Origin of the sequence: Pseudomonas sp. MNR3A, assembly GCF_009650575.1 — a bacterium.
In the GTDB taxonomy this organism is placed as follows: domain Bacteria; phylum Pseudomonadota; class Gammaproteobacteria; order Pseudomonadales; family Pseudomonadaceae; genus Aquipseudomonas; species Aquipseudomonas machongensis.
The window spans coordinates 339,767-364,565 of record NZ_VZZS01000009.1 but is presented as its reverse complement, the minus strand read 5'-3'; the positions used below and the strand labels follow the sequence as shown (position 1 = coordinate 364,565).

Annotated in this window: 30 protein-coding genes and 1 tRNA gene; 25 read left to right on the top strand and 6 right to left on the bottom strand. The window is 62.6% G+C overall.

The genetic code is table 11. The features are described from left to right. Positions 1-51 precede the first annotated feature (51 nt). Both F6X62_RS08835 and F6X62_RS08830 read right to left on the bottom strand, forming a co-directional pair. Complete coding sequence (locus F6X62_RS08835) at positions 52-309, bottom strand: DUF3077 domain-containing protein (RefSeq protein WP_054892538.1); 258 nt, start codon at positions 307-309, stop codon at positions 52-54. A gap of 13 nt (positions 310-322) precedes the next feature. Beyond that, positions 323-556: a hypothetical protein gene (locus tag F6X62_RS08830; RefSeq protein WP_153773244.1), complete on the bottom strand. Its 234-nt coding sequence runs from the start codon at positions 554-556 to the stop codon at positions 323-325. A gap of 371 nt (positions 557-927) precedes the next feature. Here F6X62_RS08830 and F6X62_RS08825 point away from each other — a divergent pair, with 371 nt between their 5' ends. Then, a complete protein-coding gene (locus F6X62_RS08825) occupies positions 928-1,548 on the top strand; it encodes a LysE family translocator (protein ID WP_153773243.1) in 621 nt (206 codons plus the stop codon). 126 nt (positions 1,549-1,674) lie between these two features. Here the strand turns inward: F6X62_RS08825 and F6X62_RS08820 are convergent, their stop codons facing one another. The 3 genes from F6X62_RS08820 to F6X62_RS08810 all read right to left on the bottom strand — a co-directional run bounded on the left by F6X62_RS08820 (position 1,675) and on the right by F6X62_RS08810 (position 2,572). Continuing rightward, a complete protein-coding gene (locus tag F6X62_RS08820; RefSeq protein WP_153773242.1) occupies positions 1,675-1,977 on the bottom strand; it encodes an XRE family transcriptional regulator in 303 nt (100 codons plus the stop codon). Then, on the bottom strand, positions 1,974-2,330 hold the full coding sequence (locus F6X62_RS08815; protein ID WP_153773241.1) for a type II toxin-antitoxin system RelE/ParE family toxin: 357 nt from the start codon (positions 2,328-2,330) through the stop codon (positions 1,974-1,976). The genes F6X62_RS08820 and F6X62_RS08815 overlap by 4 nt, the downstream gene beginning before the upstream one ends. 157 nt (positions 2,331-2,487) lie before the next feature. Next, positions 2,488-2,572 (bottom strand) — tRNA-Leu (locus F6X62_RS08810). A gap of 108 nt (positions 2,573-2,680) precedes the next feature. Here F6X62_RS08810 and queA point away from each other — a divergent pair. The 6 genes from queA (at position 2,681) to F6X62_RS08780 (ending at position 8,754) form a co-directional block, all read left to right on the top strand. Then, the gene (gene queA / locus F6X62_RS08805) at positions 2,681-3,730 is read left to right on the top strand and encodes a tRNA preQ1(34) S-adenosylmethionine ribosyltransferase-isomerase QueA (protein WP_063546071.1); all 1,050 of its coding nucleotides are present in this window, start codon (positions 2,681-2,683) and stop codon (positions 3,728-3,730) included. 14 nt (positions 3,731-3,744) lie between these two features. Beyond that, a complete protein-coding gene (gene tgt / locus F6X62_RS08800) occupies positions 3,745-4,860 on the top strand; it encodes a tRNA guanosine(34) transglycosylase Tgt (protein WP_162144435.1) in 1,116 nt (371 codons plus the stop codon). Between the two features lie 41 nt (positions 4,861-4,901). After that, complete coding sequence (gene yajC / locus F6X62_RS08795) at positions 4,902-5,237, top strand: preprotein translocase subunit YajC (RefSeq protein ID WP_054892542.1); 336 nt, start codon at positions 4,902-4,904, stop codon at positions 5,235-5,237. Positions 5,238-5,302: 65 nt separating this feature from the next. Then, on the top strand, positions 5,303-7,165 hold the full coding sequence (gene secD, locus F6X62_RS08790; RefSeq protein WP_054925563.1) for a protein translocase subunit SecD: 1,863 nt from the start codon (positions 5,303-5,305) through the stop codon (positions 7,163-7,165). A gap of 10 nt (positions 7,166-7,175) precedes the next feature. Next, a complete protein-coding gene (gene secF, locus F6X62_RS08785; RefSeq protein ID WP_054892544.1) occupies positions 7,176-8,084 on the top strand; it encodes a protein translocase subunit SecF in 909 nt (302 codons plus the stop codon). A 121-nt stretch (positions 8,085-8,205) separates the two neighbouring features. Then, positions 8,206-8,754 (top strand): glycine zipper 2TM domain-containing protein, encoded by a 549-nt coding sequence (locus F6X62_RS08780; protein WP_054892545.1) that lies wholly within the window; start codon positions 8,206-8,208, stop codon positions 8,752-8,754. Between the two features lie 97 nt (positions 8,755-8,851). Here the strand turns inward: F6X62_RS08780 and suhB are convergent, their stop codons facing one another. After that, entirely contained in the window at positions 8,852-9,670 is an 819-nt protein-coding gene (gene suhB, locus F6X62_RS08775; protein ID WP_054892546.1) for an inositol-phosphate phosphatase, read from the bottom strand. 151 nt (positions 9,671-9,821) lie between these two features. On the opposite strand from suhB, the gene trmJ reads away from it, so the two are divergent. The 18 genes from trmJ to bamB all read left to right on the top strand — a co-directional run bounded on the left by trmJ (position 9,822) and on the right by bamB (position 24,776). Next, positions 9,822-10,580: a tRNA (cytosine(32)/uridine(32)-2'-O)-methyltransferase TrmJ gene (gene trmJ, locus F6X62_RS08770; RefSeq protein WP_153773240.1), complete on the top strand. Its 759-nt coding sequence runs from the start codon at positions 9,822-9,824 to the stop codon at positions 10,578-10,580. Between the two features lie 5 nt (positions 10,581-10,585). Further along, positions 10,586-11,371 (top strand): serine O-acetyltransferase, encoded by a 786-nt coding sequence (gene cysE, locus F6X62_RS08765; RefSeq protein WP_054892548.1) that lies wholly within the window; start codon positions 10,586-10,588, stop codon positions 11,369-11,371. 167 nt (positions 11,372-11,538) lie between these two features. Beyond that, on the top strand, positions 11,539-12,030 hold the full coding sequence (gene iscR / locus F6X62_RS08760) for a Fe-S cluster assembly transcriptional regulator IscR (RefSeq protein WP_054892549.1): 492 nt from the start codon (positions 11,539-11,541) through the stop codon (positions 12,028-12,030). A gap of 41 nt (positions 12,031-12,071) precedes the next feature. After that, positions 12,072-13,286, top strand: a complete 1,215-nt coding sequence (locus F6X62_RS08755) for an IscS subfamily cysteine desulfurase (protein ID WP_054925565.1) — start codon at positions 12,072-12,074, stop codon at positions 13,284-13,286. Between the two features lie 46 nt (positions 13,287-13,332). Beyond that, on the top strand, positions 13,333-13,719 hold the full coding sequence (iscU, locus tag F6X62_RS08750) for a Fe-S cluster assembly scaffold IscU (protein ID WP_003443374.1): 387 nt from the start codon (positions 13,333-13,335) through the stop codon (positions 13,717-13,719). Positions 13,720-13,743: 24 nt separating this feature from the next. Continuing rightward, positions 13,744-14,067: an iron-sulfur cluster assembly protein IscA gene (iscA, locus tag F6X62_RS08745; RefSeq protein ID WP_003248536.1), complete on the top strand. Its 324-nt coding sequence runs from the start codon at positions 13,744-13,746 to the stop codon at positions 14,065-14,067. A gap of 8 nt (positions 14,068-14,075) precedes the next feature. Beyond that, positions 14,076-14,597: a co-chaperone HscB gene (hscB, locus tag F6X62_RS08740; protein WP_153773239.1), complete on the top strand. Its 522-nt coding sequence runs from the start codon at positions 14,076-14,078 to the stop codon at positions 14,595-14,597. Positions 14,598-14,640: 43 nt separating this feature from the next. After that, positions 14,641-16,503, top strand: coding sequence for a Fe-S protein assembly chaperone HscA (gene hscA / locus F6X62_RS08735; protein ID WP_054892552.1), 1,863 nt, complete (start codon positions 14,641-14,643; stop codon positions 16,501-16,503). 3 nt (positions 16,504-16,506) lie between these two features. Beyond that, the gene (gene fdx / locus F6X62_RS08730) at positions 16,507-16,848 is read left to right on the top strand and encodes an ISC system 2Fe-2S type ferredoxin (protein ID WP_063546067.1); all 342 of its coding nucleotides are present in this window, start codon (positions 16,507-16,509) and stop codon (positions 16,846-16,848) included. A 10-nt stretch (positions 16,849-16,858) separates the two neighbouring features. Beyond that, positions 16,859-17,059: a Fe-S cluster assembly protein IscX gene (iscX, locus tag F6X62_RS08725; RefSeq protein ID WP_027920277.1), complete on the top strand. Its 201-nt coding sequence runs from the start codon at positions 16,859-16,861 to the stop codon at positions 17,057-17,059. A gap of 87 nt (positions 17,060-17,146) precedes the next feature. Beyond that, entirely contained in the window at positions 17,147-17,572 is a 426-nt protein-coding gene (gene ndk, locus F6X62_RS08720; protein WP_011532343.1) for a nucleoside-diphosphate kinase, read from the top strand. A 28-nt stretch (positions 17,573-17,600) separates the two neighbouring features. After that, positions 17,601-18,749 carry a 23S rRNA (adenine(2503)-C(2))-methyltransferase RlmN gene (gene rlmN, locus F6X62_RS08715; protein WP_054892553.1) on the top strand — a complete coding sequence of 383 codons (1,149 nt, stop codon included), beginning with the start codon at positions 17,601-17,603 and terminating at the stop codon, positions 18,747-18,749. A gap of 12 nt (positions 18,750-18,761) precedes the next feature. Then, a complete protein-coding gene (pilW, locus tag F6X62_RS08710; RefSeq protein WP_153773238.1) occupies positions 18,762-19,523 on the top strand; it encodes a type IV pilus biogenesis/stability protein PilW in 762 nt (253 codons plus the stop codon). After that, positions 19,520-20,527 carry a RodZ family helix-turn-helix domain-containing protein gene (locus F6X62_RS08705; RefSeq protein WP_153773237.1) on the top strand — a complete coding sequence of 336 codons (1,008 nt, stop codon included), beginning with the start codon at positions 19,520-19,522 and terminating at the stop codon, positions 20,525-20,527. The genes pilW and F6X62_RS08705 overlap by 4 nt, the downstream gene beginning before the upstream one ends. 3 nt (positions 20,528-20,530) lie before the next feature. Next, positions 20,531-21,640, top strand: a complete 1,110-nt coding sequence (gene ispG / locus F6X62_RS08700; protein WP_054892556.1) for a flavodoxin-dependent (E)-4-hydroxy-3-methylbut-2-enyl-diphosphate synthase — start codon at positions 20,531-20,533, stop codon at positions 21,638-21,640. A 24-nt stretch (positions 21,641-21,664) separates the two neighbouring features. Next, positions 21,665-22,951, top strand: a complete 1,287-nt coding sequence (gene hisS / locus F6X62_RS08695) for a histidine--tRNA ligase (protein WP_054892557.1) — start codon at positions 21,665-21,667, stop codon at positions 22,949-22,951. 39 nt (positions 22,952-22,990) lie between these two features. Then, the gene (locus F6X62_RS08690; protein ID WP_153773236.1) at positions 22,991-23,632 is read left to right on the top strand and encodes a tetratricopeptide repeat protein; all 642 of its coding nucleotides are present in this window, start codon (positions 22,991-22,993) and stop codon (positions 23,630-23,632) included. A 1-nt stretch (position 23,633) separates the two neighbouring features. Continuing rightward, positions 23,634-24,776, top strand: coding sequence for an outer membrane protein assembly factor BamB (bamB, locus tag F6X62_RS08685; RefSeq protein WP_054892575.1), 1,143 nt, complete (start codon positions 23,634-23,636; stop codon positions 24,774-24,776). Positions 24,777-24,799 lie beyond the last annotated feature (23 nt).

Sequence of the window (24,799 nt, the reverse complement as noted above, 5' to 3'; positions counted from 1 at the left end):
AATAGGCCGGGGCCACGTGCAGCCCCAGCCTATCGACAATGCGGCTCTGACCTAGCGGCTTTCCCGCCCGCGTCCTATCTCCACGTCGTCCATCACCGCCTTGACCATGTCGCACAGCAAGTGCGCGGCCCAGCCCAGGTCGGCCTCGCCATCGGTGGAGGCGAGCAAGGTCATGCGCTTGGCGCAGGCCATCATCGCCGACGCCTGTTCCATTGCCAGTTTCGAATCATGTCCGGGCTCGACCCGGAACAGCGGTTTGTCGCCATCTCCATATCCGAACCCGGTGACGCCTGCAGTGGTATCGCTCATGTTCGATGCTCCTTCAGTGACGGACCTGGATCCTGCTCAGTGCGGTTTCTGCCAGCGTCAGGGCGGCATCGACTTCGTGGGCGGTGGTGATGGTCAGGGGCTGGGCGGGGGAGCCGAGGGTGAGGGCGGTGCTGTGGTGGGTGATGGCGAGGGCGCAGGTGAGGTGTTCGATGATTTGGAGGACGAGGTCTTCGAGGGCGTGGGGATTTTCGGGGGCGAAGGGGGGATCGGGGACGATCTTTAACATGGTAACTCCTTGAGCCGTTTTCAGGAGTTGCGAACCATCGCTGTCAAACGAATGGAGGCAACCGTACGTGGGTTGACAGACCGGAGGCTCAAGAACCCGGCGCACACGAATGTGCCCCACGTACAGCTGCCATTGAGGTCAGCCGTTTGGACTTGAGCATGCGGCCTGTCAAAGCCGGTCGTTGATGAGCAACGACCGGGCGAGACTAGAACGCGCCCCATGGCACCGCAACGGCTTTAGGCGGCCGAGAGTATGTTTGGGAAACGGACTACAGGGAATGGGGAAAAACTGAAAATCGAGCCACTTATCCACAACGAAAAAAGCGTCGCCCAAGCTAATCTAGGGCAACTTCCTGCCCAGGTAGAGCCCCCATGTCCATCGCCGACAATCTGATTGCCTTCACACTCGCGGCTACCCTGCTGACGGTAACCCCCGGCCTCGACACCGCCTTGATCCTCAGAACCTCCGCCGTCGAAGGACGCAAGCAGGGGCTGCGCGCGGCCCTGGGCATCAACGCCGGCTGCCTGCTCTGGGGCGCGGCGGTCGCCTTCGGCCTTGGTGCATTGATCGCCGTCTCCGAGCTGGCGTACGACATCCTCAAGTACTGCGGCGCGGCCTATCTGGCATGGTTGGGCGTGAACATGCTCCTGCGCCCACGCCAGTCGCTGGCGCCTGCCGAGGCCGAGAGGCGACCGGCAGCGAACTGGTTCCTCAAGGGCATGATGGGCAATCTGCTCAATCCCAAGGTCGGGATTTTCTACGTGTCGTTTCTGCCGCAATTCATTCCGCAAGGCCAGCCATTGATTGCATGGACCTTCGGGCTTGTGGGCATTCACGTGCTGCTGGGGTTGATCTGGGCGGTGGGGTTGATCAGTGCGACACAATCCATGGCGGGTGTGCTGCGCAAAGGGAAAGTGATTCAGTGGATGGATCGGGCGACGGGACTGGTGTTTGTGTTGTTTGCGGCGCGTCTGGCGTTGAGTCGGCGCTGAGATCGCCAAAACCTAGTTAAAAAAAGAACCGACCTTTTGGTCGGTTCTTCATGGCGTCGCAGTATTGGCATAGACCATTCGATTTGAGCTTGAGAAAAACAAACTCAAAGCTTTATCGACTACGGGTCAGGCGGGGGCTGTTTCTTTTTCTGGAACCAGCCGCACCTCGACGCGCTGACCGAGCGCGCGGGCGGCGCTAGCCAGGGTCGCCAAGGTCATTCCTGGATCGTCCTGATCGAGCGCGCGATCTACTGCGGTACGGCTGGTATGCATGCGCATGGCCAGTGCTTTCTTCGTCATCTTCTGGCGCTTCATGGCTTCAGCGATCTGCCAAGAGATGACTCGCTTGAGGGCAGCAGCAGACACTTCTTCTGCGAGCCCTTGCTCTGCAAGGAAATCATCGAAGTCGGAGCCGATGTGCTGGTTCATTGCTTGTTCCTCTTGAGTGTTGCTTTGCGCTTTCTGGCAGTGGCCAGGTCAGACGCCGGTGTTTTCTCACTTTTTTTGATGAAGCCGTGAAGCAGGACCATGGTCTGACCTTCTACCGCAAACAAAACCCTGGCGATGGTATCGACCAAGCTCGTCCTTACTTCCCAGAGTCCTGGCTCCATCTTGCGTACGACAGGCATCCCGATCGGCCACCCAAGCTGCACGGTCTTGATGTCGACTCCAATGAGTCGGCGACTTTCACGGTCCAGCTCTGTCAGCCATTCACGCACGGGTTCATTTCCTGCCTCCGTGCGGAAAAATCTGACGTTCAGCTTGATAAGGGGTTCGTCCATGAATGGGATTGTACCAAAAAAGGTGCATCAATCAACTGATCAGGTAACTGGACGACAATGATGGTAGGGCTGCACTGACAACAGGCACAAAAAAACCGGCTCGTTGGCCGGTTTCTTGTTGTTCCAGGTCTGGTAGGGACCGCTTGGAACTATGTGATGGTGCCCCGAGGGAGACTCGAACTCCCACTCCTTTCGAAAACGGATTTTGAATCCGCCGCGTCTACCAATTCCGCCATCAGGGCTTGTGGCGCCGCAGTATAGAGAGGCTCCTGCAGTCGGTCAATCGGCTTTCATGGTCAATTTTCATGCATTGGGCTAAACTTCCCGGCCCTGCCAAGCCGAACACGATCATGCGCGTCGCCGATTTTTCCTTCGAACTCCCCGATTCCCTCATCGCCCGCCATCCCCTGGCCGAGCGCCATGGCAGCCGTCTGCTGGTCCTTGACGGGCCGAGCGGGGAGCTGGCGCACCGGCGCTTCACCGATTTGCTCGAGTACCTGCGCCCGGGCGACCTGATGGTGTTCAACAACACTCGGGTGATTCCGGCGCGGCTGTTCGGTCAGAAAGCTTCCGGCGGCAAGCTGGAAGTGCTGATCGAGCGGGTGCTCGACAGCCATCGGGTACTGGCCCATGTGCGTGCCAGCAAGGCACTGAAGGTCGGCGCCACGGTGCTGATCGATGGCGGTGGCGAGGCCGAGATGGTCGCGCGCCATGAGACGCTGTTCGAGCTGCGCTTCACCGAAGAGGTGCTGCCACTGCTCGATCGCGTCGGTCACATGCCGCTGCCGCCGTATATCGACCGCCCGGATGAAGGCGCCGACCGTGAGCGCTACCAGACCGTGTACGCCGAGCGTGCCGGTGCGGTTGCTGCACCTACGGCGGGCCTGCATTTCGACGAGGCGCTGCTGGAGCAGATCGCCGCCAAGGGCGTCGAGCGTGCCTTCGTCACCCTGCACGTGGGTGCCGGCACCTTCCAGCCGGTGCGGGTCGACAAGATCGAAGACCACCACATGCATAAAGAGTGGCTCGAAGTGAGCCAGGACGTTGTCGATGCCATCGAGGCCTGCCGCGCCCGTGGTGGGCGGGTGATCGCGGTCGGTACCACCAGCGTGCGCTCGCTGGAGAGTGCGGCGCGCGATGGTGTGCTCAAGGCGTTCAGTGGCGACACCGACATCTTCATCTACCCCGGTCGGCCGTTCCACGTGGTCGATGCGCTGGTGACCAACTTCCATTTGCCCGAGTCCACGCTGCTGATGCTGGTCTCGGCCTTTGCGGGGTATCCCGAGACCATGGCCGCATACGCCGCGGCTGTCGAGCAGGGATACCGCTTCTTCAGTTACGGTGATGCCATGTTCATCACCCGCAATCCGGCGCCGCGCGGCCCCGAGGATCAAGCATGAGTCGCACCTGTCGAATGTCCTTCGAACTGCTGGCCACCGACGGCAAGGCCCGTCGCGGTCGGCTGACCTTCCCCCGTGGCACCGTGGAAACCCCAGCGTTCATGCCGGTGGGCACCTATGGCACGGTCAAGGGCATGTTGCCGCGGGACATCGAGGCCATCGGCGCCGAGATCATCCTGGGCAACACCTTCCACCTGTGGCTGCGCCCGGGCACCGAGGTGATCAAGAAGCACAACGGCCTGCACGACTTCATGCAGTGGAAAGGCCCGATCCTCACCGACTCCGGCGGTTTCCAGGTGTTCAGCCTGGGCGCGATGCGCAAGATCAAGGAAGAGGGCGTGACCTTCGCCTCGCCGGTCGACGGCTCCAAGGTGTTCATGGGCCCGGAAGAGTCGATGCAGGTGCAGCGTGACCTGGGCTCGGACATCGTGATGATCTTCGACGAGTGCACGCCGTACCCGGCCGAGCACGATGTGGCGCGCACCTCCATGGAGCTGTCGCTGCGTTGGGCCCAGCGCTCGAAGAACGCCCACGGCGACAACACCGCGGCACTGTTCGGCATCGTTCAGGGGGGCATGTACCAGGACCTGCGCATGCGCTCGCTGGAGGCGCTGGTCAATATCGACTTCGACGGCCTGGCCATCGGCGGTCTGTCGGTGGGCGAACCCAAGCACGAGATGATCAAGGTGCTGGATTACCTGCCGGCACAAATGCCTGCTGACAAACCTCGTTACCTTATGGGGGTAGGCAAACCGGAAGATCTGGTTGAGGGTGTGCGCCGCGGCGTCGACATGTTCGACTGCGTGATGCCCACGCGCAACGCGCGCAACGGCCATCTGTTCGTCGATACAGGGGTGATCAAGATCCGCAATGCGTTCCATCGCCACGATGATTCGCCGCTGGATCCGACCTGTGACTGCTATACCTGCACCAACTTCTCCCGCGCTTATCTGCATCACCTGGACAAGTGCGGCGAAATGTTGAGCAGCATGCTGAATACCATCCACAACTTGCGCCATTACCAGCGCTTGATGGCCGGTTTACGCGAGGCTATTCAACAGGGTAAATTGGCCGCCTTTGTCGACGCCTTCTATGCCAAGCGCGGACTTCCCGTTCCGCCTTTGGACTGACTGTTCGCACACATAACTAAATTCAGCAACTGGAGTGCTACATGAGCTTTCTGATTCCCGCCGCTTACGCGGACGCTGCAGCCCCTGCCGCCGGCCCAGCCGGTACCGGCTTCGAGTGGATCTTCCTGGTCGGTTTCCTGGTCATCTTCTACCTGATGATCTGGCGCCCGCAGGCCAAGCGTGCCAAAGAGCAGAAGAACCTGCTCGGCGCCCTGCAGAAGGGTGACGAAGTGGTCACCAACGGCGGTATCGCCGGCAAGATCGTCAAAGTTTCCGACGACTTCGTGGTGCTGGAAGTGTCCGACAACGTCGAGCTGAAGTTCCAGAAGGGCGCCATCGCCGCGACCCTGCCAAAAGGTACGCTCAAGGCTATCTGAGTTACCGGTTTCATTTTTTCCAGTCGGGGCGCGCAAAGCGCCCCGCGTCTTGAACGGGCGGCGTGATGCTGAACAAATACCCTCTGTGGAAATACCTGCTGATCCTGGTGGTACTGGCGGTCGGCTTTATTTATTCCGCTCCCAACCTCTACCCGGATGACCCGGCGGTGCAGATCAGCGGTGCAAGTTCCGCGCTGCACGTGAGCCAGGCCGACCTCGACCGCGCCACCAAGGCGCTGGCCGATGCCGGTATCACCGTCAAGGGTGGCAGCCTGGGCGAGAAGGGCAGTGCGCTGGTGCGCCTGACCAACCAGGAAGACCAACTGCCGGCCAAGGATGTGGTGCGCAAGACCTTGGGTGACGACTACGTCGTCGCACTGAACCTGGCCCAGACGACCCCGCAGTGGCTGCGCAACCTGGGTGCCAGCCCGATGAAGCTGGGCCTGGACCTGTCCGGTGGTGTGCACTTCCTGCTGGAAGTGGACATGGACAAGGCCATGAGCGCCCGCCTGAAGGTCTACGATGGCGAAGTGAAGACCCTGCTGCGCAAAGAGCGCGTGCGCTACCGTAGCCTGCCCCAGCAGGACGGCAGCATCATGCTGGGCTTCGCCGACGATGCTACTCGCGAACAGGCACGTGCCCTGGTCCGCAAGAATTTCAATGATTTCGACATCACCACCACCGAGCGCAACGAGCTCTCCGTGCTGCGTCTGGCGCTGACTCAGGCCAAGGTCGCCGAAATCCGCGAATACTCCATCAAGCAGAACCTGACCACCGTCCGCAACCGTGTGAACGAGCTGGGCGTGGCCGAGCCGCTGGTTCAGCGCCAGGGCGCCAACCGTATCGTGGTCGAGCTGCCGGGCGTGCAGGACACTGCCGAAGCCAAGCGTATCCTCGGCAAGACGGCCAACCTGGAGTTCCGCTTCGGCGCTGAGCCAGGTGCTTCGAAAGCGACCACCGAGGTCTTCGAGTTCCGTGACGGCAACCGTTCGGCTGCGGTCGAGCGTGGCTTGATCATCACCGGTGACCAGGTTACCGATGCCCAGGCGAGCTTCGACGAGCACGGTCGTCCGCAGGTGAACATCCGCCTGGATGGCCACGGTGGCGAGTTGATGAGCCGCGCCACGCGCAGCAACGTCGGTCGCAGCATGGCGGTGATCTTCATCGAGCAGAAGCCGGTGACCCGCTACGTCAAGCAGACCGTCGACGGCGTCGAGAAGGAAGTGGCGGTACAGAGCTTCCAGGAAGAGAAGAAGATCATCAGCCTGGCGACCATCCAGTCGCCGCTGGGCAGCCAGTTCCGTATTACCGGCCTGAACGGCCAGGGTGAGTCGTCCGAACTGGCCCTGCTGCTGCGTGCCGGTGGTCTGGCCGCACCGATGTACTTCGCCGAAGAACGTACCATCGGCCCAAGCCTGGGTGCCGACAACATCACCAAGGGTGTCGATGCATCGCTGTGGGGCATGTTGTTCGTCTCGCTGTTCATCATCGCCATCTACCGTGGCTTCGGCGTGATCGCCACCATCGCCCTGGCGGGCAACATGGTGCTGCTGCTGGCGCTGATGTCGCTGTTGGGCGCGACCCTGACGCTGCCGGGTATCGCCGGTATCGTGTTGACCATGGGTATGGCGGTCGACGCCAACGTGCTGATCTTCTCGCGGATTCGCGAGGAGCTGAAAAACGGCATGTCGGTGCAGCGCGCCATCCACGAAGGCTTCAACCGTGCCTACACCGCGATCATCGACGCCAACCTGACCAGCCTGCTGGTCGGCGGCATCCTGTTCGCCATGGGTACCGGCCCGGTCAAGGGCTTCGCGGTCACCATGTCCCTCGGGATTTTCACCTCGATGTTCACCGCCGTCATGGTGACCCGCGCAATGGTCAACCTGACCTGTGGCGGGCGTGACATCAAGAAGCTGTGGGTTTGAGGGAGCTGCGATGAAAACCATCAACTTCATGGGCGTGCGCAACGTTGCGTTCGCCGTCACTGTCCTGCTGACCGTACTGGCGCTGTTCAGCTGGTGGCACAAGGGCTTGAACTTCGGCCTGGACTTCACCGGCGGTACGCTCATCGAGCTGACCTACGAGCGTCCGGCCGACCTCAAGGCGGTGCGTGCCGAGCTGGTCGAGTCCGGCTTCCACGAGGCCATCGTGCAGAGCTTCGGTGCCACCACCGACCTGCTGGTGCGCATGCCTGGCGATGACCCGCAACTGGGCAATCAGGTTGCCCAGGCGCTGCAGAAAGTGGGCGGCGACAACCCGGCCACCGTCAAGCGTGTCGAGTTCGTCGGCCCGCAGGTCGGTGAAGAACTGCGTGACCAGGGCGGCCTGGGCATGCTGCTGGCGCTGGGCGGGGTACTGATCTACCTGGCGTTCCGCTTCCAGTGGAAGTTCGCGGTGGGGGCGATCGTCTCGCTGATTCACGACGTGATCGTGACCGTGGGCATCCTCTCGTTCTTCCAGATCACCTTCGACCTGACGGTACTGGCGGCAGTGCTGGCGATCATCGGCTACTCGCTCAACGACACCATCGTCGTGTTCGACCGCGTGCGTGAGAACTTCCGCGTCATGCGCAAGGCGTCGCTGATCGAGAACATCAACGTCTCGACCACCCAGACCCTGCTGCGCACCATCGCCACCTCGGTGTCGACCTTGCTGGCGATCGCAGCGCTGCTGTTCTTCGGTGGCGACAACCTGTTCGGCTTCTCGCTGGCGCTGTTCCTGGGCGTCATGGCGGGTACCTACTCGTCGATCTACATCGCCAACGTGGTGCTGATCTGGCTGAACCTGAACAGTGAAGACCTGATCCCGCCGGTCAAGGCCGAGGGTGTGGACGACCGTCCGTAAGGGCTTGTCCTACGCCGTTTGGCGTAAAGAGAGGCGCGAGTGTTGAACTCGCGCCTTTTTTTTTGCTCCAAGGCAGGGAGAAGGCGGGCAATGTCCCGCGGGTATGATCAGGAGATTCCACGTGAACAAATCAATGCTGGTGGGTGCGGTTCTGGGTGCTGTCGGTGTTACAGCCGGAGGTGCTGTGGCGACCTACAGCTTGGTGAACAAAGGGCCGGAATACGCCCAGGTCACTGACGTACAACCGATCAAGCAGCAGGTGAAGACGCCGCGCGAAGTGTGCAAGGACGTGACCGTGACGCGCCAGCGTCCGGTGCAGGACCAGCACCAGATCGCCGGTACCGTGGTGGGCGCCCTGGCCGGTGGCCTGCTGGGTAACCAGATCGGTGGCGGCACCGGCAAGAAGATCGCCACGGTCGCAGGTGCGGTGGGTGGTGGTTATGCCGGCAACAAGGTGCAGGAAGGCATGCAGGAGCGTGACACCTACACCACCACGCAAACGCGCTGCAACACGGTCAACGACATCAGCGACAAGGTGGTGGGCTACACCGTGAAGTACACCATCGGTGACCAGGCTGGTGTGGTGAAGATGGACCACGAGCCAGGTTCGACCATTCCGCTGGACAAGAACGGCAAGCTGGTGCTGAGCCAGGCGCAGCCCGGCCAGTGATCTGGATGCTGGCTTCGTCGCGGGCCAGCAGAACCAGGGAAAACAGGCACAAAAAAAGCACCCCACGGGGTGCTTTTTTTGCATCCTAAGCCCTGGCTCAGCGCTTGAGGTTTTCCGGCAGGTGCGGCTGGATGGCGGTCAGTACCGCCTTGAAGCACTTGATGTTGCCGGCAACGATGTGGCCTTTGTCGAGGAAGTCGTGGCCACCGTTGAAGTCGCTCACCAGGCCGCCCGCTTCCTGGATCAGCAGTACGCCTGCGGCCATGTCCCACTCGGACAGGCCCGACTCCCAGAAGGCGTCGAAACGACCAGCGGCAACGTAGGCCAGGTCCAGGGCGGCGGAACCTGCGCGGCGGATGCCGGCGGTCTGGCCGGTGAGGGCGCGGAACATGCCGAGGTAGTTGTCCAGGTCAGCCATCTGGCTGTCGCGGAACGGGAAGCCGGTACCCAGCAGGGCGCCTTCCAGGCTGGTGCGCGAGCTGACGCGCAGGCGACGACCGTTGAGCTGGGCGCCACGACCGCGGCTGGCGGTGAATTCTTCCTGGCGGACCGGATCGACGATGACCGCGTGCTCAAGGCGGCCGCGGTATTTGCAGGCGATGCTGACCGCGAAGTGCGGAACGCCACGCAGGAAGTTGGTGGTGCCATCCAGTGGATCGATGATCCACAGGTAGTCCTTGCCTTCCTCGCCGGAGCCGGCGTGCAGGCCAGTCTCTTCACCCTGGATCGAGTGGTTCGGGTAAGCCTTGCGCAGGGCGTTGACGATGGTCTGCTCGGCGGCGCGATCGACCTCGGAGACGTAATCCTTGGCCTCTTTCTCGTCGACCTTGATGCTGTCCAGGCGTTCGATGGAGCGGAAAATCAGTTCACTGGCGCTGCGAGCGGCGCGCAGGGCGATATTCAGCATAGGCTGCATGGGCGTTTCACCTGGAGATGTTAAAGAAGAAAGCCGCCTAGTCTATCAGAAAACTGTTCCGGCAGAAGGGTGACATTCGCATTCGTGGCGTTACGCCCGTCGCTTAGGTAAGATCGTTCCCCCCTTTATAGGCATCCGTGAGCTCGACACCTTGCTGCAGAATATTCGTGTTGTTCTGGTCAATACCAGCCACCCCGGCAACATCGGCGGCGCTGCTCGTGCCATGAAAAACATGGGCTTGTCGCGCCTGGTGCTGGTCCAGCCACTGGATTTCCCCGCGGCCGACGCCAGTGCCCGTGCCTCTGGTGCCGACGATGTGCTGGACGGCGCCATTGTGGTCGATACGCTCGAGCAGGCGCTGGCCGGTTGCAGCCTGGCGATTGGTACCAGCGCCCGTGATCGCAGCATGCCGTGGCCGATGCTCGACCCGCGCGAATGCGGGGTGCAGAGCGTCGCGCGTGCGGCCGCTGGCGAGGAGATCGCCCTGGTGTTCGGTCGTGAACATGCAGGCCTGACCAATGACGAACTGCAGCGATGTCACTTCCACGTGCACATTCCATCGAACCCCGATTTCAGCTCGCTGAATCTTGCCGCCGCGGTCCAGGTGCTCACCTACGAGGTGCGCACCGCATGGCTGGCGGCGCAAGGTGCGCCGGCGAAGGTCGAGAAGGTCGATGCCAGCGATGAGCTGGCCACCCTGGACGAAATGGAGCTGTTCTACGAACACCTGGAAAAGACCCTGGTGGACATCAGCTTCCTTGACCCTGAGAAGCCCAAGCACCTGATGGCGCGCCTGCGCCGGTTGTATGGGCGCAGCTCGGTCAACCGTTCGGAAATGAGCATTTTGCGCGGCATCCTCACCGAGACCCAGAAGGTCGCACGGGGTGATGCGCACAAGCGGAAGGACTAGAAACAATGTTCGAGCGTCTGCGTGAAGATATCCAGAGTGTGTTTCATCGTGACCCGGCGGCGCGCAATGCCTTCGAGGTGCTGACCTGCTACCCGGGGATGCATGCCATCTGGTTGCATCGCCTGGGCAATGCCCTGTGGAAACGCGACTTCAAATGGCTGGCGCGCCTGGTGTCGAACTTCGGGCGCTGGATGACCGGCATCGAGATCCACCCGGGCGCCACCATTGGCCGGCGCTTCTTCATCGATCATGGCATGGGCATCGTCATCGGTGAGACCGCCGAGATCGGCGATGACGTGACGCTCTACCAGGGCGTTACCCTCGGCGGCACCAGCTGGAACAAGGGCAAGCGTCACCCGACCCTGGAAAACGGCGTAGTGGTGGGGGCGGGCGCCAAGGTGCTCGGCCCGTTCACGGTTGGCGCCGGGGCCAAGATCGGCTCCAATGCGGTGGTGACCAAGGCCGTGCCGGCCGGCGCCACGGCAGTCGGGATCCCGGGGCGGATCATCGTCAAGACCGAGGACAGCGAGGTCGAGGCCAAGCGCAAGGCCATGGCCGAGAAGATCGGCTTCGATGCCTACGGCGTCAGTGGCGACATGCCCGACCCGGTGGCGCGCGCCATCGGCCAGATGCTCGACCACCTGCAGGCGGTCGACGAGCGCTTGGAGGGCATGTGCGGGGCGCTGACCAACCTGGGCAGTGACTACTGTGCCAAGGCCCTGCCGGCGCTGCCGGAAGAAGACTTCGCCGAGGTCAAGCAGGCTGCGCAGAGCGACACTCCGTCGCATTGATTACGCCCGGCTGATACACGGGGCGTGTGCTCGCGCCCCTTGTCTGCTATCATCGCGCCCGCTTCCCGCATGCAAACCCGACTAAAGCACTAGGTCTTATAGTTGACTTAAATGCTCGGGAATCGCATACTCGCACACATCCTGTAACTCCCGTGGTACCCATAGCCATGCGATTGACTACCAAAGGCCGTTACGCCGTCACCGCCATGCTCGACCTGGCGTTGCACGCGCAGCATGGGCCGGTATCCTTGGCCGACATTTCCGAGCGCCAGGGCATCTCCCTCTCCTATCTGGAACAGCTGTTCGCCAAGCTGCGCCGCAGCAGCCTGGTATCCAGCGTGCGCGGTCCGGGTGGCGGCTACCAGCTGTCGCGGGGCATGGAAACCATCCAGGTGGCGCAGGTAATCGACGCGGTCAACGAGTCGGTAGACGCCACTCGCTGCCAAGGCCTCGGGGATTGCCACGCCGGTGATACCTGCCTGACCCACCACCTGTGGTGCGACCTCAGCCAGCAGATCCACGAATTCCTCAGCGGCATCAGCCTGTCCGACCTCGTCATGCGCCGTGAGGTGCAGGAAGTCGCCCAGCGCCAGGACCTGCGTCGAGTCGCCGGTCGCGTTGCCCAGCTGGACAAGATTGAGACGTCCGCCGTCGACTGATGCAGCGACGAGCGACGCCAACGCCTGATAGGAGATACTCAATGAAGTTGCCGATCTACCTCGATTACTCCGCGACCACCCCGGTCGATCCCCGCGTCGCCCAGAAGATGGCCGACTGCCTGCTGGTCGACGGAAACTTCGGTAACCCGGCCTCGCGTTCCCACGTGTTCGGCTGGCGCGCTGAAGAGGCGGTTGAGAATGGCCGCCGCCAGGTCGCCGAGCTGATCAATGCCGACCCGCGCGAAATCGTCTGGACCAGCGGTGCCACCGAGTCCGACAACCTCGCGCTCAAGGGTGTCGCGCACTTCTATCAGACCAAGGGCAAGCACATCATCACCTCCAAGATCGAGCACAAGGCGGTCCTCGACACCGCTCGCCAGCTCGAGCGCGAAGGTTTCGAAGTCACCTACCTCGAACCCGGTGAAGACGGCATCGTCACCCCGGCGATGGTCGAGGCAGTGCTGCGCGACGACACCATCCTCGTCTCGCTGATGCATGTGAACAACGAAGTCGGCTCGATCAACGATATCGCCGCCATCGGTGAACTGACCCGCTCGCGCGGCGTGCTGTTCCACGTCGATGCCGCTCAGTCGGCCGGCAAGGTCGAAATCGACGTGCAGAAGACCAAGGTCGACCTGATGTCGTTCTCGGCGCACAAGGTCTACGGCCCGAAGGGCATCGGCGCGCTGTACGTCAGCCGCAAGCCGCGTGTGCGCCTGGAGGCCATCATTCACGGCGGTGGCCATGAGCGCGGCATGCGTTCGGGCACCCTGCCGACCCACCAGATCGTGGGCATGGGCGAGGCCTTCGCCATCGCCAAGCAGGAAATGGCCGCTGAAAACGTGCGCATCAAGGCGTTGAGCGACCGCTTCTTCAAGCAGGTCTCCGACCTTGAAGAGCTGTACGTCAACGGCAGCCAGACCCAGCGCGTTCCGCACAACCTGAACCTGAGCTTCAACTACGTCGAAGGCGAGTCGCTGCTGATGTCGCTCAAGGACATCGCCGTATCTTCCGGTTCGGCCTGCACCTCCGCGTCGCTCGAGCCGTCTTATGTACTGCGCGCCCTGGGCCGCAACGACGAGCTGGCGCACAGCTCGATCCGCTTCTCCTTCGGTCGCTTCACCACTGAAGAAGAAGTCGACTACGCCGCGCAGGAAGTCTGCAAGGCCGTGAACAAACTGCGTGAACTGTCGCCGCTGTGGGACATGTACAAAGACGGCGTCGACATCTCCAAGATCGAGTGGGCCGCCCACTAAGCAGTCGCCAGCAAGAGCGGCTCCCTGATGAGGAAGGAATTGCACCATGGCATACAGTGAAAAGGTCATCGACCACTACGAAAACCCGCGCAACGTCGGCAAGATGGACGCCGAAGATCCGGACGTCGGTACCGGCATGGTCGGCGCCCCGGCTTGCGGTGACGTGATGCGTCTGCAGATCAAGGTCAACGAGCAAGGCATCATCGAAGATGCCAAGTTCAAGACCTACGGCTGCGGTTCGGCCATCGCCTCCAGCTCCCTGGCCACCGAGTGGATGAAGGGCAAGACCCTGGACGAAGCCGAAACCATCAAGAACACCCAGCTGGCCGAAGAACTGGCGTTGCCGCCGGTCAAGATCCACTGCTCGGTACTCGCCGAAGATGCCATCAAGGCAGCCGTTCGCGATTACAAGCAGAAGAAAGGCTTGATCTAAGTCGCCGCGAGGTAAGGAGTTCCGATGGCTATCAGCATGACAGAAGCCGCCGCCAACCACATTCGCCGCTCCCTCGACGGGCGCGGCAAGGGTGAAGGCATCCGCCTGGGCGTGCGCACCACCGGCTGCTCGGGCCTGGCCTACGTGCTGGAGTTCGTCGACGAGCTGGCCGACGAGGACCAGGTGTTCGAGAACCATGGCGTGAAGGTCATCATCGACCCGAAGAGCCTGGTGTATCTCGATGGCACCGAGCTGGATTTCGTCAAGGAGGGGTTGAACGAAGGCTTCAAGTTCAACAACCCCAACGTGCGCGGTGAGTGTGGCTGCGGCGAAAGCTTCAATGTCTGAGGCTTGACGTGGGTACTCCTTGCCATTTCGCCCTGTTCGACCTGCAGCCGGGCTTTCGCCTGGACCTCGACAAGCTGGCCACCCGTTATCGTGAGCTGGCCCGCGAGGTCCATCCGGACCGCTTCGCTGACGCCTCCGAGCGTGAGCAGCGTGTCGCCCTGGAAAAGTCCGCTGCCCTCAACGACGCCTACCAGACGCTGCGCAGCGCGCCGCGTCGCGCGCGTTATCTGCTGGCTGTCAGCGGTCATGACGTGCCCCAGGAAGTCACGGTTCACGACCCCGACTTCCTGCTGCAGCAGATGCAGTGGCGCGAAGAACTCGAAGAGCTGCAGGACGAAGCCGACCTCGACGGTGTTGCCGTGTTCAAGAAGCGCCTGAAGGTCGCCCAGGACACGCTCAACGAGGATTTCGCCGCCTGCTGGGATCAAGCTGCCGAGCGCGACAGGGCCGAGCGCCTGATGCGCCGCATGCAGTTTCTCGACAAGCTCGCCCAAGAAGTGCGCCAACTCGAAGAGCGCCTCGACGATTAACCCCGGCGTTGCCCGTGATGACGCCTAAGGTATTCAGATAAGCATGGCCCTACTGCAGATCGCCGAACCCGGTCAGAGCCCCCAGCCGCACCAGCGTCGCCTGGCGGTGGGTATCGACCTGGGTACCACCAACTCTCTCGTCGCTGCGGTGCGCAGCGGTCGCAGCGAGCCCCTGCCCGACGCCCAGGGCAACGTCATCCTGCCGTCCGCAGTGCGCTATTTGCCCGGGCACAGCGACGTTGGCCAGGCGGCTCGTGATGCAGCCGCCAGCGACCCGCTGAACACCGTGCTTTCGGTCAAGCGCCTGATGGGGCGCGGTCTTGCCGACGTCAAGCAGCTGGGCGAGCAACTGCCCTATCGCTTCGTTGGCGGCGAGTCGCACATGCCGTTCATCGACACCGTCCAGGGGCCGAAGAGTCCGGTGGAGGTGTCGGCCGACATTCTCAAGGTCCTGCGTCTGCGCGCCGAGCAAACCCTCGGTGGCGAACTGGTGGGCGCGGTCATCACCGTGCCGGCCTATTTCGACGACGCCCAGCGCCAGGCCACCAAGGACGCTGCGCGTCTGGCTGGCCTGAACGTGTTGCGCCTGCTCAACGAGCCGACCGCTGCCGCCGTGGCCTATGGCCTGGACCAGAACGCCGAAGGCGTGGTGGCGATCTTCGACCTGGGGGGCGGCACTTTCGATATTTCGATCCTGCGCCTGACCGCGGGCGTCTTCGAAGTGCTGGCCACGGGGGGCGACACTGCCCTGGGCGGCGATGACTTCGACCACGCCATTGCCGGCTGGATCATCGAGCAGGCCGGTCTGTCCGCCGATCTCGACCCGGCGACCCAGCGTCAACTGCTGCAGACGGCCTGTGCCGCCAAAGAGGCCTTGACCGACGCCGATACCGTCAGCGTCGCTCATGGCGCCTGGCAGGGCGAGCTCAGCCGTGCCGCCTTCGAAGCCATGATCGAACCTCTGATCGCCCGCAGCCTCAAGGCCTGCCGCCGCGCCGTGCGCGACAGCGGTGTCGAGCTGGAAGAGGTCGGTGCTGTGGTGATGGTCGGCGGCTCGACGCGCGTGCCGCGTGTGCGTGAAGCCGTCGGCACGCTGTTCGGCCGCGCTCCGCTGACCTCGATCGATCCGGACCAGGTCGTCGCCATTGGTGCCGCGATCCAGGCGGACACCCTGGCCGGGAATCGCCGCGAGGGTGGCGAATTGTTACTTCTGGACGTCATCCCGCTGTCGTTGGGTCTTGAGACCATGGGCGGGTTGATGGAGAAGGTGATTCCACGCAATACCACGATTCCCGTGGCTCGCGCCCAGGAGTTCACCACCTACAAGGATGGCCAGTCGGCCATGATGATTCACGTCCTGCAGGGCGAGCGCGAGCTGATCAGCGACTGTCGTTCGCTGGCCCGCTTCGAGCTGCGCGGCATCCCGGCGATGGTGGCCGGTGCAGCGAAGATCCGCGTGACCTTCCAAGTTGATGCCGACGGCCTGCTCAGCGTCGCGGCCCGCGAGCTGGGCTCGGGCGTGGAGTCGAGCATCCAGGTCAAGCCGTCGTACGGCCTGACCGATGGCGAGATCGCTCGTATGCTCAAGGACTCCTTCGAGCACGCAGGCTCCGACAAGCAGGCGCGCCAGTTGCGCGAGCACCAGGTCGATGCCGAGCGGTTGCTCGAAGCGGTGCAGGGCGCCCTGGATGCCGATGGCGAGCGTCTGCTCAGTGCTGACGAGCGCGAGGCCATCGCCTTCCAGATGCAAGAATTGCGTGATTTGCTTAGCGGCACCGATGGCGCTGCCATCGAGCAACAGACCAAGCGTTTGTCGCAGGTGACCGATGCCTTTGCCGCCCGTCGCCTTGATTCGACGGTCAAAGCCGCACTGGCCGGGCGCAACCTGAATGAGATCGAGGAGTAACCGATGCCCCAGGTGATTTTCCTGCCGCATGAGAAGTTCTGCCCGGATGGGCTGGTGGTCGAAGTGGAGCCAGGGACCAACATCCTGGAGTTGGCCCACGAGCACCATATCGAGATGGAAAGCGCCTGCGGTGGCGTGTGTGCCTGCACCACCTGCCACTGCATCGTGCGTGAAGGTTTCGACTCGCTGGAAGAAGCCGACGAGCTGGAAGAAGACATGCTGGACAAGGCCTGGGGCCTGGAAGCGCAGTCTCGCCTGGCGTGCCAGGTGATCGTGGGTGATGAAGACATCACCATCGAGATTCCGAAATACTCGCTCAACCACGCTGCCGAAGCGCCGCACTGAGGTTTTCAGCATGAGCCTGAAATGGATTGATGTACTTGAGATCGCCATCCAGCTTGCGGAAAGCAAGCCGGACGTCGATCCTAAATATGTGAATTTCGTCGATCTGCACCGTTGGGTGCTGGCTTTGCCAGAGTTCAGCGACGATCCGTCACGCGGCGGTGAGAAAGTGCTCGAGGCCATCCAGGCGGCCTGGATCGAAGAAGCCGACTGAGCGTCTCTGCAGGTTAGGCAATCCCCTGGAACCCGCGTATAATTCGCGGGTTTAATTTTTCGCAACACTCAAATTCTGGAGTTTTCCATGGCTGTTCAACGTACTTTCTCCATCATCAAGCCTGACGCAGTTGCCAAGAACGTCATCGGCAAGATCACCACTCGCTTCGAAGAAGCCGGCCTGAAAATCGTCGCTTCGAAAATCAAGCAGCTGTCCAAGGCCGAAGCCGAAGGCTTCTACGCCGAGCACAGCGCTCGTGGCTTCTTCGGTGATCTGGTTGCCTTCATGACTTCCGGCCCGGTCGTTGTCCAGGTGCTGGAAGGCGAGAACGCCATCGCTCTGAACCGTGAGCTGATGGGCGCCACCAACCCTAAAGAAGCCGCTCCAGGCACCATCCGTGCCGACTTCGCCGAGTCGATCGACGCCAACGCCGTTCACGGTTCGGACTCCGAAGCCGCTGCAGCTCGCGAAATCGCTTACTTCTTCGCTGCTACCGAGGTAACCACTCGCTAAGCGAAAGCTTACGAGTGAGGGTGAATCCATGACGACATCTACTGGCAAAATCAACCTGTTGGGGCTGACCCTGCCGGAAATGGAACAGTTCTTCGACTCGATCGGGGAGAAGCGCTTCCGTGCCGGTCAGGTGATGAAATGGATTCACCATTTTGGCGTGTCCGACTTTGCGGATATGACCAACGTTGGCAAGGTCTTGCGCGAAAAGCTCGAGGCCGTTGCCGAGATTCGCCCCCCGGAAGTGGTCAGCGAGGACATTTCCGCCGACGGTACCCGTAAATGGGTAGTCCGCGTTGCCTCCGGCAGCTGCGTCGAGACCGTCTACATTCCCACCGACGACCGCGGTACCCTCTGCGTTTCGTCGCAAGCCGGCTGTGCCCTGGACTGCAGTTTCTGCTCCACCGGCAAGCAAGGCTTCAACAGTAACCTCACCGCCGCCGAAGTGATTGGCCAGGTGTGGCTTGCCAACAAATCTTTCGGGACCGTCCCGGCCAAGATCGACCGCGCTATCACCAACGTGGTCATGATGGGTATGGGCGAGCCCTTGCTGAACTTCGACAATGTCATCGCCGCGATGAAGATCATGATGGACGATCTGGGCTATGGCATTTCCAAGCGTCGCGTCACCCTGTCCACCTCGGGTGTCGTGCCGATGATCAACGAGCTGGCCAAGCACATCGACGTGTCGCTGGCGTTGTCGCTGCATGCGCCCAACGACGCGCTGCGCAACCAGTTGGTCCCGATCAACAAGAAGTACCCGCTCAAGATGCTGCTCGAGTCCTGCATGGGCTACATGTCCACGCTCGGTGGCAAGCGGGTGCTTACCATCGAGTACACCTTGCTCAAGGACGTCAACGATCAGCCTGAGCATGCCGCGCAGATGATCGAATTGCTGCGTGACGTGCCGTGCAAGATCAACCTGATTCCGTTCAACCCGTTCCCGCACTCCGGTTACGAGCGCCCCAGCAACAATGCTATCCGTCGCTTCCAGGATCTGCTGCACCACGGCGGCTTCAACGTCACCACCCGCACCACCCGCGGCGAAGATATCGACGCGGCCTGCGGCCAGTTGGTGGGGCAGGTAATGGACCGCACCCGCCGCAGCGAACGCTACATCGCCGTGCGCCAGATCAACGCCGATGGCAGCGAGCTGCAAGACAGCGCTGCGCGCCACTGACGGACTCCGCCGATGACCCTGCGCGCCGCGCTGTCGATCCTGTCGCTTTTGCTGCTGGCCGGCTGCGTGTCCGGCGGTGCAGGTGATCCGCTTTCCAGCCGACAGGGCAGGGCGGAGGCAGGGCGTGCCTACGTGCAGTTGGGCCTGGGGTATTTGCAACAAGGCATGACTGAGCAAGCCAAGGCCCCGCTGGCAAGGGCGCTTGCGTTGAACAGCCGTGATGCCGATGCACACGCCGCCCTGGCCCTGGTCTTTCAGGCCCAGGGCGAGCCCGATCTGGCCGATGGCCATTTCCGCGAAGCCTTGTCGCAACGCCCGGATGACACGCGGATTCGCAACAACTACGGCAGTTTCCTATATGCTCAAGGGCATTTTCGCCAGGCAGAGCAGATGTTTCGCCAAGCCGCCGCCGATACCCTGTATCCTGAGCGCTCCCGGGTGTACGAGAATCTTGGCCTGACCGCACTCAAGCAGGGGCGCCGCGAGCAGGCGCACGAATACCTGGACAAGGCCCTGCGGCTCAATCAACGGCAACCACGAGCGCTGCTGGAAATGGCTGAGTTGTCCTACGAAAACAGGCATTATGTGCCGGCCCGGGACTACTACGAACGTTTCAGCCAGCAAGGCGATCATGACGCCCGCAGTCTGTTGTTGGGCAGCCGCCTCGCCCGAGTCTTCGAAGAGCACGGCACCGCGGCCGAGCTGGGCAAGAAATTACAACGACTTTATCCCGGTACGCCGGAATATCAGCAATACCTGTCGGAGCAACGATGAAAGCCGCGCACCCCGAAGCAGCAGCAGCGATTCAGCAGAATCCCGGTGATGTCTTGCGCCAGGCCCGCGAGAACCGGAACTGGTCGCAGGCCGAGGTCGCCCGTAAGCTGAATCTCACGGTCACTTCGCTGAACAACCTGGAAACCGGCGCCTTCGACAAGCTTCCCGGACACACGTTCGCGCGCGGCTATATCCGCGCCTACGCCAAGCTCATGGACATGGACCAGGCGCCGCTCGTCGAGGCTTTCGACCAGATCACCGGGACTCACGCCAAGGGCAGCGAAGTGCACGCCCTTGGTCGTATCGAGGAGCCGGTGCGCCTTTCGCACAACATCCTGCGTGTCGTCAGCCTGTTGCTGCTGGTAGCTGTGGTCGGTGGCGGCTTCTTCTGGTGGCAGGACCAGAGCAGCCTGCGTGGCAAGGACCTGGCCAAGATCGCCCTGGAGCATGTCGAGGTCGAAAGCGCCGACGGTACCACCCAGATCCACCCGCTTGACGAGCCGGAAGATCAGGCCGTGACTGCTGGCCAGCAGCCTGAAAGCGCGCCACTGCCGCTTGAGCAGGCTCCGACCGAACCCGCCGCCGAGGCGCCTGTGCAGAGCGACCCGGCCACCTCGGCATCAGCCGCCGCTCCAGCCGCTCCGGTTGCCCAGGCTCCTGCCCAGACCCACACGCCGGCCACCACGCCCGCACCGACCGCGCCTGCCACCCACGCCGCACCGACCGCTCCCGCTGCTGCCGAGCCTGCCGTGGTGGCTGCTGGCGATGGCAAGGTCGCCATTCAATTCACCGCCGATTGCTGGACCCAGGTCACCGACGGCAACGGCAAGGTGCTGTTCAGCGCGATCAAGCGCAAGGGTGACAGCCTGGAACTGACCGGCAAGCCGCCGTTCGCGGTCCGCCTGGGCTTTGCCCGCGGCGCTCAGGTCAGCTACAACGGTCAGGCCGTCGATGTCGCCCCGTTCACCAGTGGCGAGACCGCTCGCCTGAAGTTGGGACAGTAAGTCATGCACGGCGAATCTCCGATCAAACGTCGCGAATCCCGCAAAATCTGGGTCGGCAATGTGCCGGTGGGTGGTGATGCACCCATCGCGGTACAGAGCATGACCAACACCGACACCAATGATGTCGCCGCCACCGTTGGGCAGATCCAGCGCCTGGTCGACGCCGGTGTCGACATCGTCCGCGTCTCGGTGCCAGACATGGACGCGGCCGAAGCCTTCGGCAAGATCAAGCAACTGGTCAGCGTGCCATTGGTCGCCGACATCCATTTCGACTACAAGATTGCCCTGCGCGTCGCCGAGCTTGGTGTTGACTGCCTGCGCATCAACCCGGGCAACATCGGCCGTGAAGACCGCGTACGCGCGGTGGTCGATGCCGCTCGCGACCGCGGTATCCCGATTCGCATCGGCGTCAATGCCGGCTCGCTGGAAAAGGACCTGCAGAAAAAGTACGGCGAACCGACCCCGGCTGCGCTGGTCGAGTCGGCGCTGCGCCATGTCGAGCACCTTGACCGCCTCGACTTCCAGGACTTCAAGGTCAGCGTCAAGGCCTCCGACGTGTTCATGGCCGTCGAAGCCTACCGCCTGCTGGCCAGGCAGATCGTGCAGCCGCTGCACCTGGGCATCACCGAAGCCGGTGGTCTGCGCTCGGGGACGGTGAAATCCGCCGTCGGCCTCGGTATGCTGCTTGCCGAAGGCATTGGCGATACCATTCGCATCTCGCTTGCTGCCGATCCGGTCGAGGAAGTGAAGGTCGGCTACGACATCCTCAAGTCGCTGCACCTGCGCTCGCGTGGCATCAACTTCATCGCCTGCCCGAGCTGTTCGCGGCAGAATTTCGATGTGGTCAAGACCATGAACGAGCTTGAAGGGCGCCTGGAAGACCTGCTGGTGCCGCTGGACGTCGCGGTGATCGGCTGCGTGGTCAACGGCCCGGGCGAAGCCAAGGAATCCCACGTCGGCCTGACCGGTGGCACCCCCAACCTGGTGTACATCGATGGCAAGCCGGCGCAGAAGCTGACCAATGACAACCTGGTCGATGAGCTGGAAAAGCTCATCCGCCAGAAAGCGGCCGAGAAGGTCGAGGCCGACGCGGCGCTTATCGCCCGCGGCTGATAGACAGATTCGTAAGGACTTTTCGTGAGCAAATCGCTGCAAGCCATCCGTGGCATGAACGACATCCTGCCCGAGCAGTCGCCCCTGTGGCGCTACTTCGAAGGCACCGTGGCCGGCCTGCTGGACGGCTACGGCTACAGCCAGATCCGCACGCCGATCGTCGAGTTCACCGAGCTGTTCAAGCGCTCGATCGGTGAAGTCACCGATATCGTCGAAAAAGAGATGTACACCTTCCAGGACAACAAGGACTCGCTGACCTTGCGTCCCGAAGGCACTGCCGCCTGTGTGCGTGCTGTGCTCGAGCACGGCATCATCGGCAACGGCCAGGTCCAGAAACTCTGGTATGTCGGCCCGATGTTCCGCCACGAGCGCCCGCAACTGGGGCGCTATCGCCAGTTCCACCAGATCGGCGTAGAGGTATTCAACCTGGCCGGTCCGGACATCGACGCCGAACTGATCATGCTCACCTGGCGCCTCTGGGCGCGCCTGGGTATCCAAGACGCGGTCACGCTCGAGCTCAACAGCCTGGGCACCAGCGAAGCCCGTGCGCGCTATCGCGACGCGCTGGTCGAGTTCCTCAGCGAACGTATCGATCAGCTGGACGACGACAGCAAGCGTCGTTTGCAGAGCAACCCGCTGCGCATCCTGGACAGCAAGAACGAAGGCACCCAGGCCGCCCTGGTGGGCGCTCCGAAGCTCGAAGAGTACCTGGACGAAGAGTCCCGCGTGCACTTCGAGGGCGTGAAGGCCCGCCTGGACGCTGCCGGAATCCCGTTCGTGATCAACACCAAACTGGTGCGTGGCCTGGACTACTACAGCAAGACCGTGTTCGAGTGGGTGACCGACAAGCTCGGTGCCCAGGGCACTGTCTGCGCTGGCGGCCGCTACGATGGCCTGGTCGAGCAGATGGGCGGCAAGCCGACGGCTGGCGTGGGCTTCGCCATGGGTATCGAGCGCCTGCTGTTGCTGATCGAGACGCTGGGCAAGGTGCCCGAGTCGATCAGCCGCACGCTGGATGTCTATCTGTGCGCCTTCGGCGAGCAGGCGGAGCTGGCGGGCCTGAAGATCAGCGAGCAACTGCGCGATCGCTTGCCGGGCCTGCGCCTGGCGGTCAACGCCGGTGGTGGCAACTTCAAGAACCAGTTCAAGAAGGCCGACAAGAGCGGGGCGCTGTTCGCCCTGATCCTGGGGGACGACGAGTTGGCGCAACAAGTGGTAGGTTTCAAGCCCCTGCGTGGCCAGGGCGAACAACAGAACATTGCCTGGGATGCTCTGGCCGAGCACCTGCAAGCTGCTCTCGCGCAGGCGTGAAGCGGTCAAACAGCCGAATTGCTGAAAAGGAGTATTGGGGTGTCGAGTACCGATGATGATGGCCTGGCCGCAGCCAAGGACTGGTGGAACCGCAACGGCAAGCCGCTGCTGACCGGTGCCCTGCTCGCCGCCGCGGTGGTGATGGGCTGGCAGGCCTGGCACAAGTACCAGAGCAACCAGTCGCAAGGCGCTTCGGCGCTGTACCAGGCGTTGCTGGAAACTACCCTGACGCCTGACGGCAAGCCGGATGCGACCAAGGTCGCCGAATTGTCCGGCAAGCTCAAGAGCGAATTTGGCGGTTCGGCCTATGCCCAGTACGGCAGCCTGTTCGTGGCCAAGGTCGCGGTCGACAGCGGCAAGCTGGACGATGCCGCCGCCGAGCTCAAGAACGTGATGGACAAGCCGGCCGATGCCACCCTCGGCGAGATCGCGCGCCAGCGTCTGGCCCGTGTGCTCGCTGCCCAGGACAAGGCCGAGGAGGCCCTCAAGCTGCTCGACGGTGATGCCGACAAGGCGTTCCTGGCCAGCCGCGAGGAGCTCAAGGGGGACTTGCTGGTCCAGTTGGGCCGTGCCGACGATGCCCACGGTGCGTATGAAAAAGCCAAGGCCGCGCTGTCCGACGACGCCGCGATCGGTGGCCTGCAACTGAAGCTGGATGACCTGGCCAAAGGGGACGCGTGAAGTGACCGGTTGGAAACAAGCAGCAGTGCTCGCCCTGGCCGTGCTGGCCGCGGGTTGCAGCAGCAACAGCAAGAAGGAACTGCCCCCGGCCGAACTGACCAAGTTCACCGAAGAGGTGGTGCTCAAGAAGCAGTGGAGCCGTTCGATCGGTGACGGCCAGGGTGACAAGTACAACACCCTGGTGCCGGCCATCGAGAACGACCGCATCTACGCCGCCGACGTCAACGGCAAGGTCTTCGCCCTGAACCGCAGCAACGGTGACGTGGTGTGGAAGAAGGACCTGGAGGTGCCGGTTTCCGGCGCTGTCGGCGTGGGTTACGGCCTGTTGATGATGGGTACCCTCAAGGGTGAAGTCATCGCCCTGGACTCCAGCACCGGTGAAGAGCGCTGGCGCTCGCGCGTCACCAGCGAAGTGCTGGCTCCGCCGGCGACCAACGGTGATGTGGTGGTGGTGCAAACCCAGGACGACCGTCTGATCGGCCTGGACTTCAGCACCGGTGATCGCCGCTGGATCTACGAGAGCTCGCCTGCGGTACTCACTCTTCGTGGTACCGGCGCGCCGATCGTCACCAATCGCCTGGCGGTGGCTGGCCTGTCCACCGGCAAGGTGATTGCGGTCGACACGCAGAACGGCGTGCCGGTGTGGGAAGCCCGCGTGGCCGTGCCGCAAGGCCGTTCCGAGCTGGACCGCGTGGTGGACATCGACGGTGGCTTGCTGCTGTCCGGTGGTACCCTGTACGTCACCAGCTACCAGGGTCGCGTCGCGGGCCTGGACCTGGAAAGCGGCCGTGTACTGTGGCAGCGCGATGCCTCCAGCTACGTCGGTGTCGCCCAGGGCTTTGGCAACGTCTACGTGAGCGAGGCTTCGGGCACCGTCGAGAGCGTCGATGAGCGTTCGTCTTCGGCGCTGTGGACCAACGACTCCATGGCCCGTCGCCAACTGTCGGCACCGGAAGTGTTCTCCAGCTATGTCGCGGTGGGTGACTTCGAGGGTTACCTGCACCTGCTCAGCCAGGTCGATGGTCGCTTCGTCGGCCGTGAGCGTATCGACAGCGATGGCCTGCGCGCCCGTCCCCTGGTGGTCGGCGACACCATTTATGTCTATGGCAACAGCGGCAAGCTCGAGGCACTGACCATCCGCTGAAGCTATGCTTGAGACCGTCATCG

Coding starts and splice junctions, on each gene's coding strand:
- iscR (WP_054892549.1), top strand. CDS start 11,539: ATGCGATTGACTACCAAAGGCCGTTACGCCGTCACCGCCATGCTCGAC.
- F6X62_RS08755 (WP_054925565.1), top strand. CDS start 12,072: ATGAAGTTGCCGATCTACCTCGATTACTCCGCGACCACCCCGGTCGAT.
- F6X62_RS08830 (WP_153773244.1), bottom strand. CDS start 556: ATGTTAAAGATCGTCCCCGATCCCCCCTTCGCCCCCGAAAATCCCCAC.
- suhB (WP_054892546.1), bottom strand. CDS start 9,670: ATGCAGCCTATGCTGAATATCGCCCTGCGCGCCGCTCGCAGCGCCAGT.
- ispG (WP_054892556.1), top strand. CDS start 20,531: ATGCACGGCGAATCTCCGATCAAACGTCGCGAATCCCGCAAAATCTGG.
- rlmN (WP_054892553.1), top strand. CDS start 17,601: ATGACGACATCTACTGGCAAAATCAACCTGTTGGGGCTGACCCTGCCG.
- pilW (WP_153773238.1), top strand. CDS start 18,762: ATGACCCTGCGCGCCGCGCTGTCGATCCTGTCGCTTTTGCTGCTGGCC.
- fdx (WP_063546067.1), top strand. CDS start 16,507: ATGCCCCAGGTGATTTTCCTGCCGCATGAGAAGTTCTGCCCGGATGGG.
- F6X62_RS08815 (WP_153773241.1), bottom strand. CDS start 2,330: ATGGACGAACCCCTTATCAAGCTGAACGTCAGATTTTTCCGCACGGAG.
- secD (WP_054925563.1), top strand. CDS start 5,303: ATGCTGAACAAATACCCTCTGTGGAAATACCTGCTGATCCTGGTGGTA.
- yajC (WP_054892542.1), top strand. CDS start 4,902: ATGAGCTTTCTGATTCCCGCCGCTTACGCGGACGCTGCAGCCCCTGCC.
- tgt (WP_162144435.1), top strand. CDS start 3,745: ATGTCCTTCGAACTGCTGGCCACCGACGGCAAGGCCCGTCGCGGTCGG.
- iscU (WP_003443374.1), top strand. CDS start 13,333: ATGGCATACAGTGAAAAGGTCATCGACCACTACGAAAACCCGCGCAAC.
- secF (WP_054892544.1), top strand. CDS start 7,176: ATGAAAACCATCAACTTCATGGGCGTGCGCAACGTTGCGTTCGCCGTC.
- iscA (WP_003248536.1), top strand. CDS start 13,744: ATGGCTATCAGCATGACAGAAGCCGCCGCCAACCACATTCGCCGCTCC.
- hscA (WP_054892552.1), top strand. CDS start 14,641: ATGGCCCTACTGCAGATCGCCGAACCCGGTCAGAGCCCCCAGCCGCAC.
- F6X62_RS08835 (WP_054892538.1), bottom strand. CDS start 309: ATGAGCGATACCACTGCAGGCGTCACCGGGTTCGGATATGGAGATGGC.
- queA (WP_063546071.1), top strand. CDS start 2,681: ATGCGCGTCGCCGATTTTTCCTTCGAACTCCCCGATTCCCTCATCGCC.
- ndk (WP_011532343.1), top strand. CDS start 17,147: ATGGCTGTTCAACGTACTTTCTCCATCATCAAGCCTGACGCAGTTGCC.
- iscX (WP_027920277.1), top strand. CDS start 16,859: ATGAGCCTGAAATGGATTGATGTACTTGAGATCGCCATCCAGCTTGCG.
- F6X62_RS08820 (WP_153773242.1), bottom strand. CDS start 1,977: ATGAACCAGCACATCGGCTCCGACTTCGATGATTTCCTTGCAGAGCAA.
- F6X62_RS08705 (WP_153773237.1), top strand. CDS start 19,520: ATGAAAGCCGCGCACCCCGAAGCAGCAGCAGCGATTCAGCAGAATCCC.
- cysE (WP_054892548.1), top strand. CDS start 10,586: ATGTTCGAGCGTCTGCGTGAAGATATCCAGAGTGTGTTTCATCGTGAC.
- F6X62_RS08825 (WP_153773243.1), top strand. CDS start 928: ATGTCCATCGCCGACAATCTGATTGCCTTCACACTCGCGGCTACCCTG.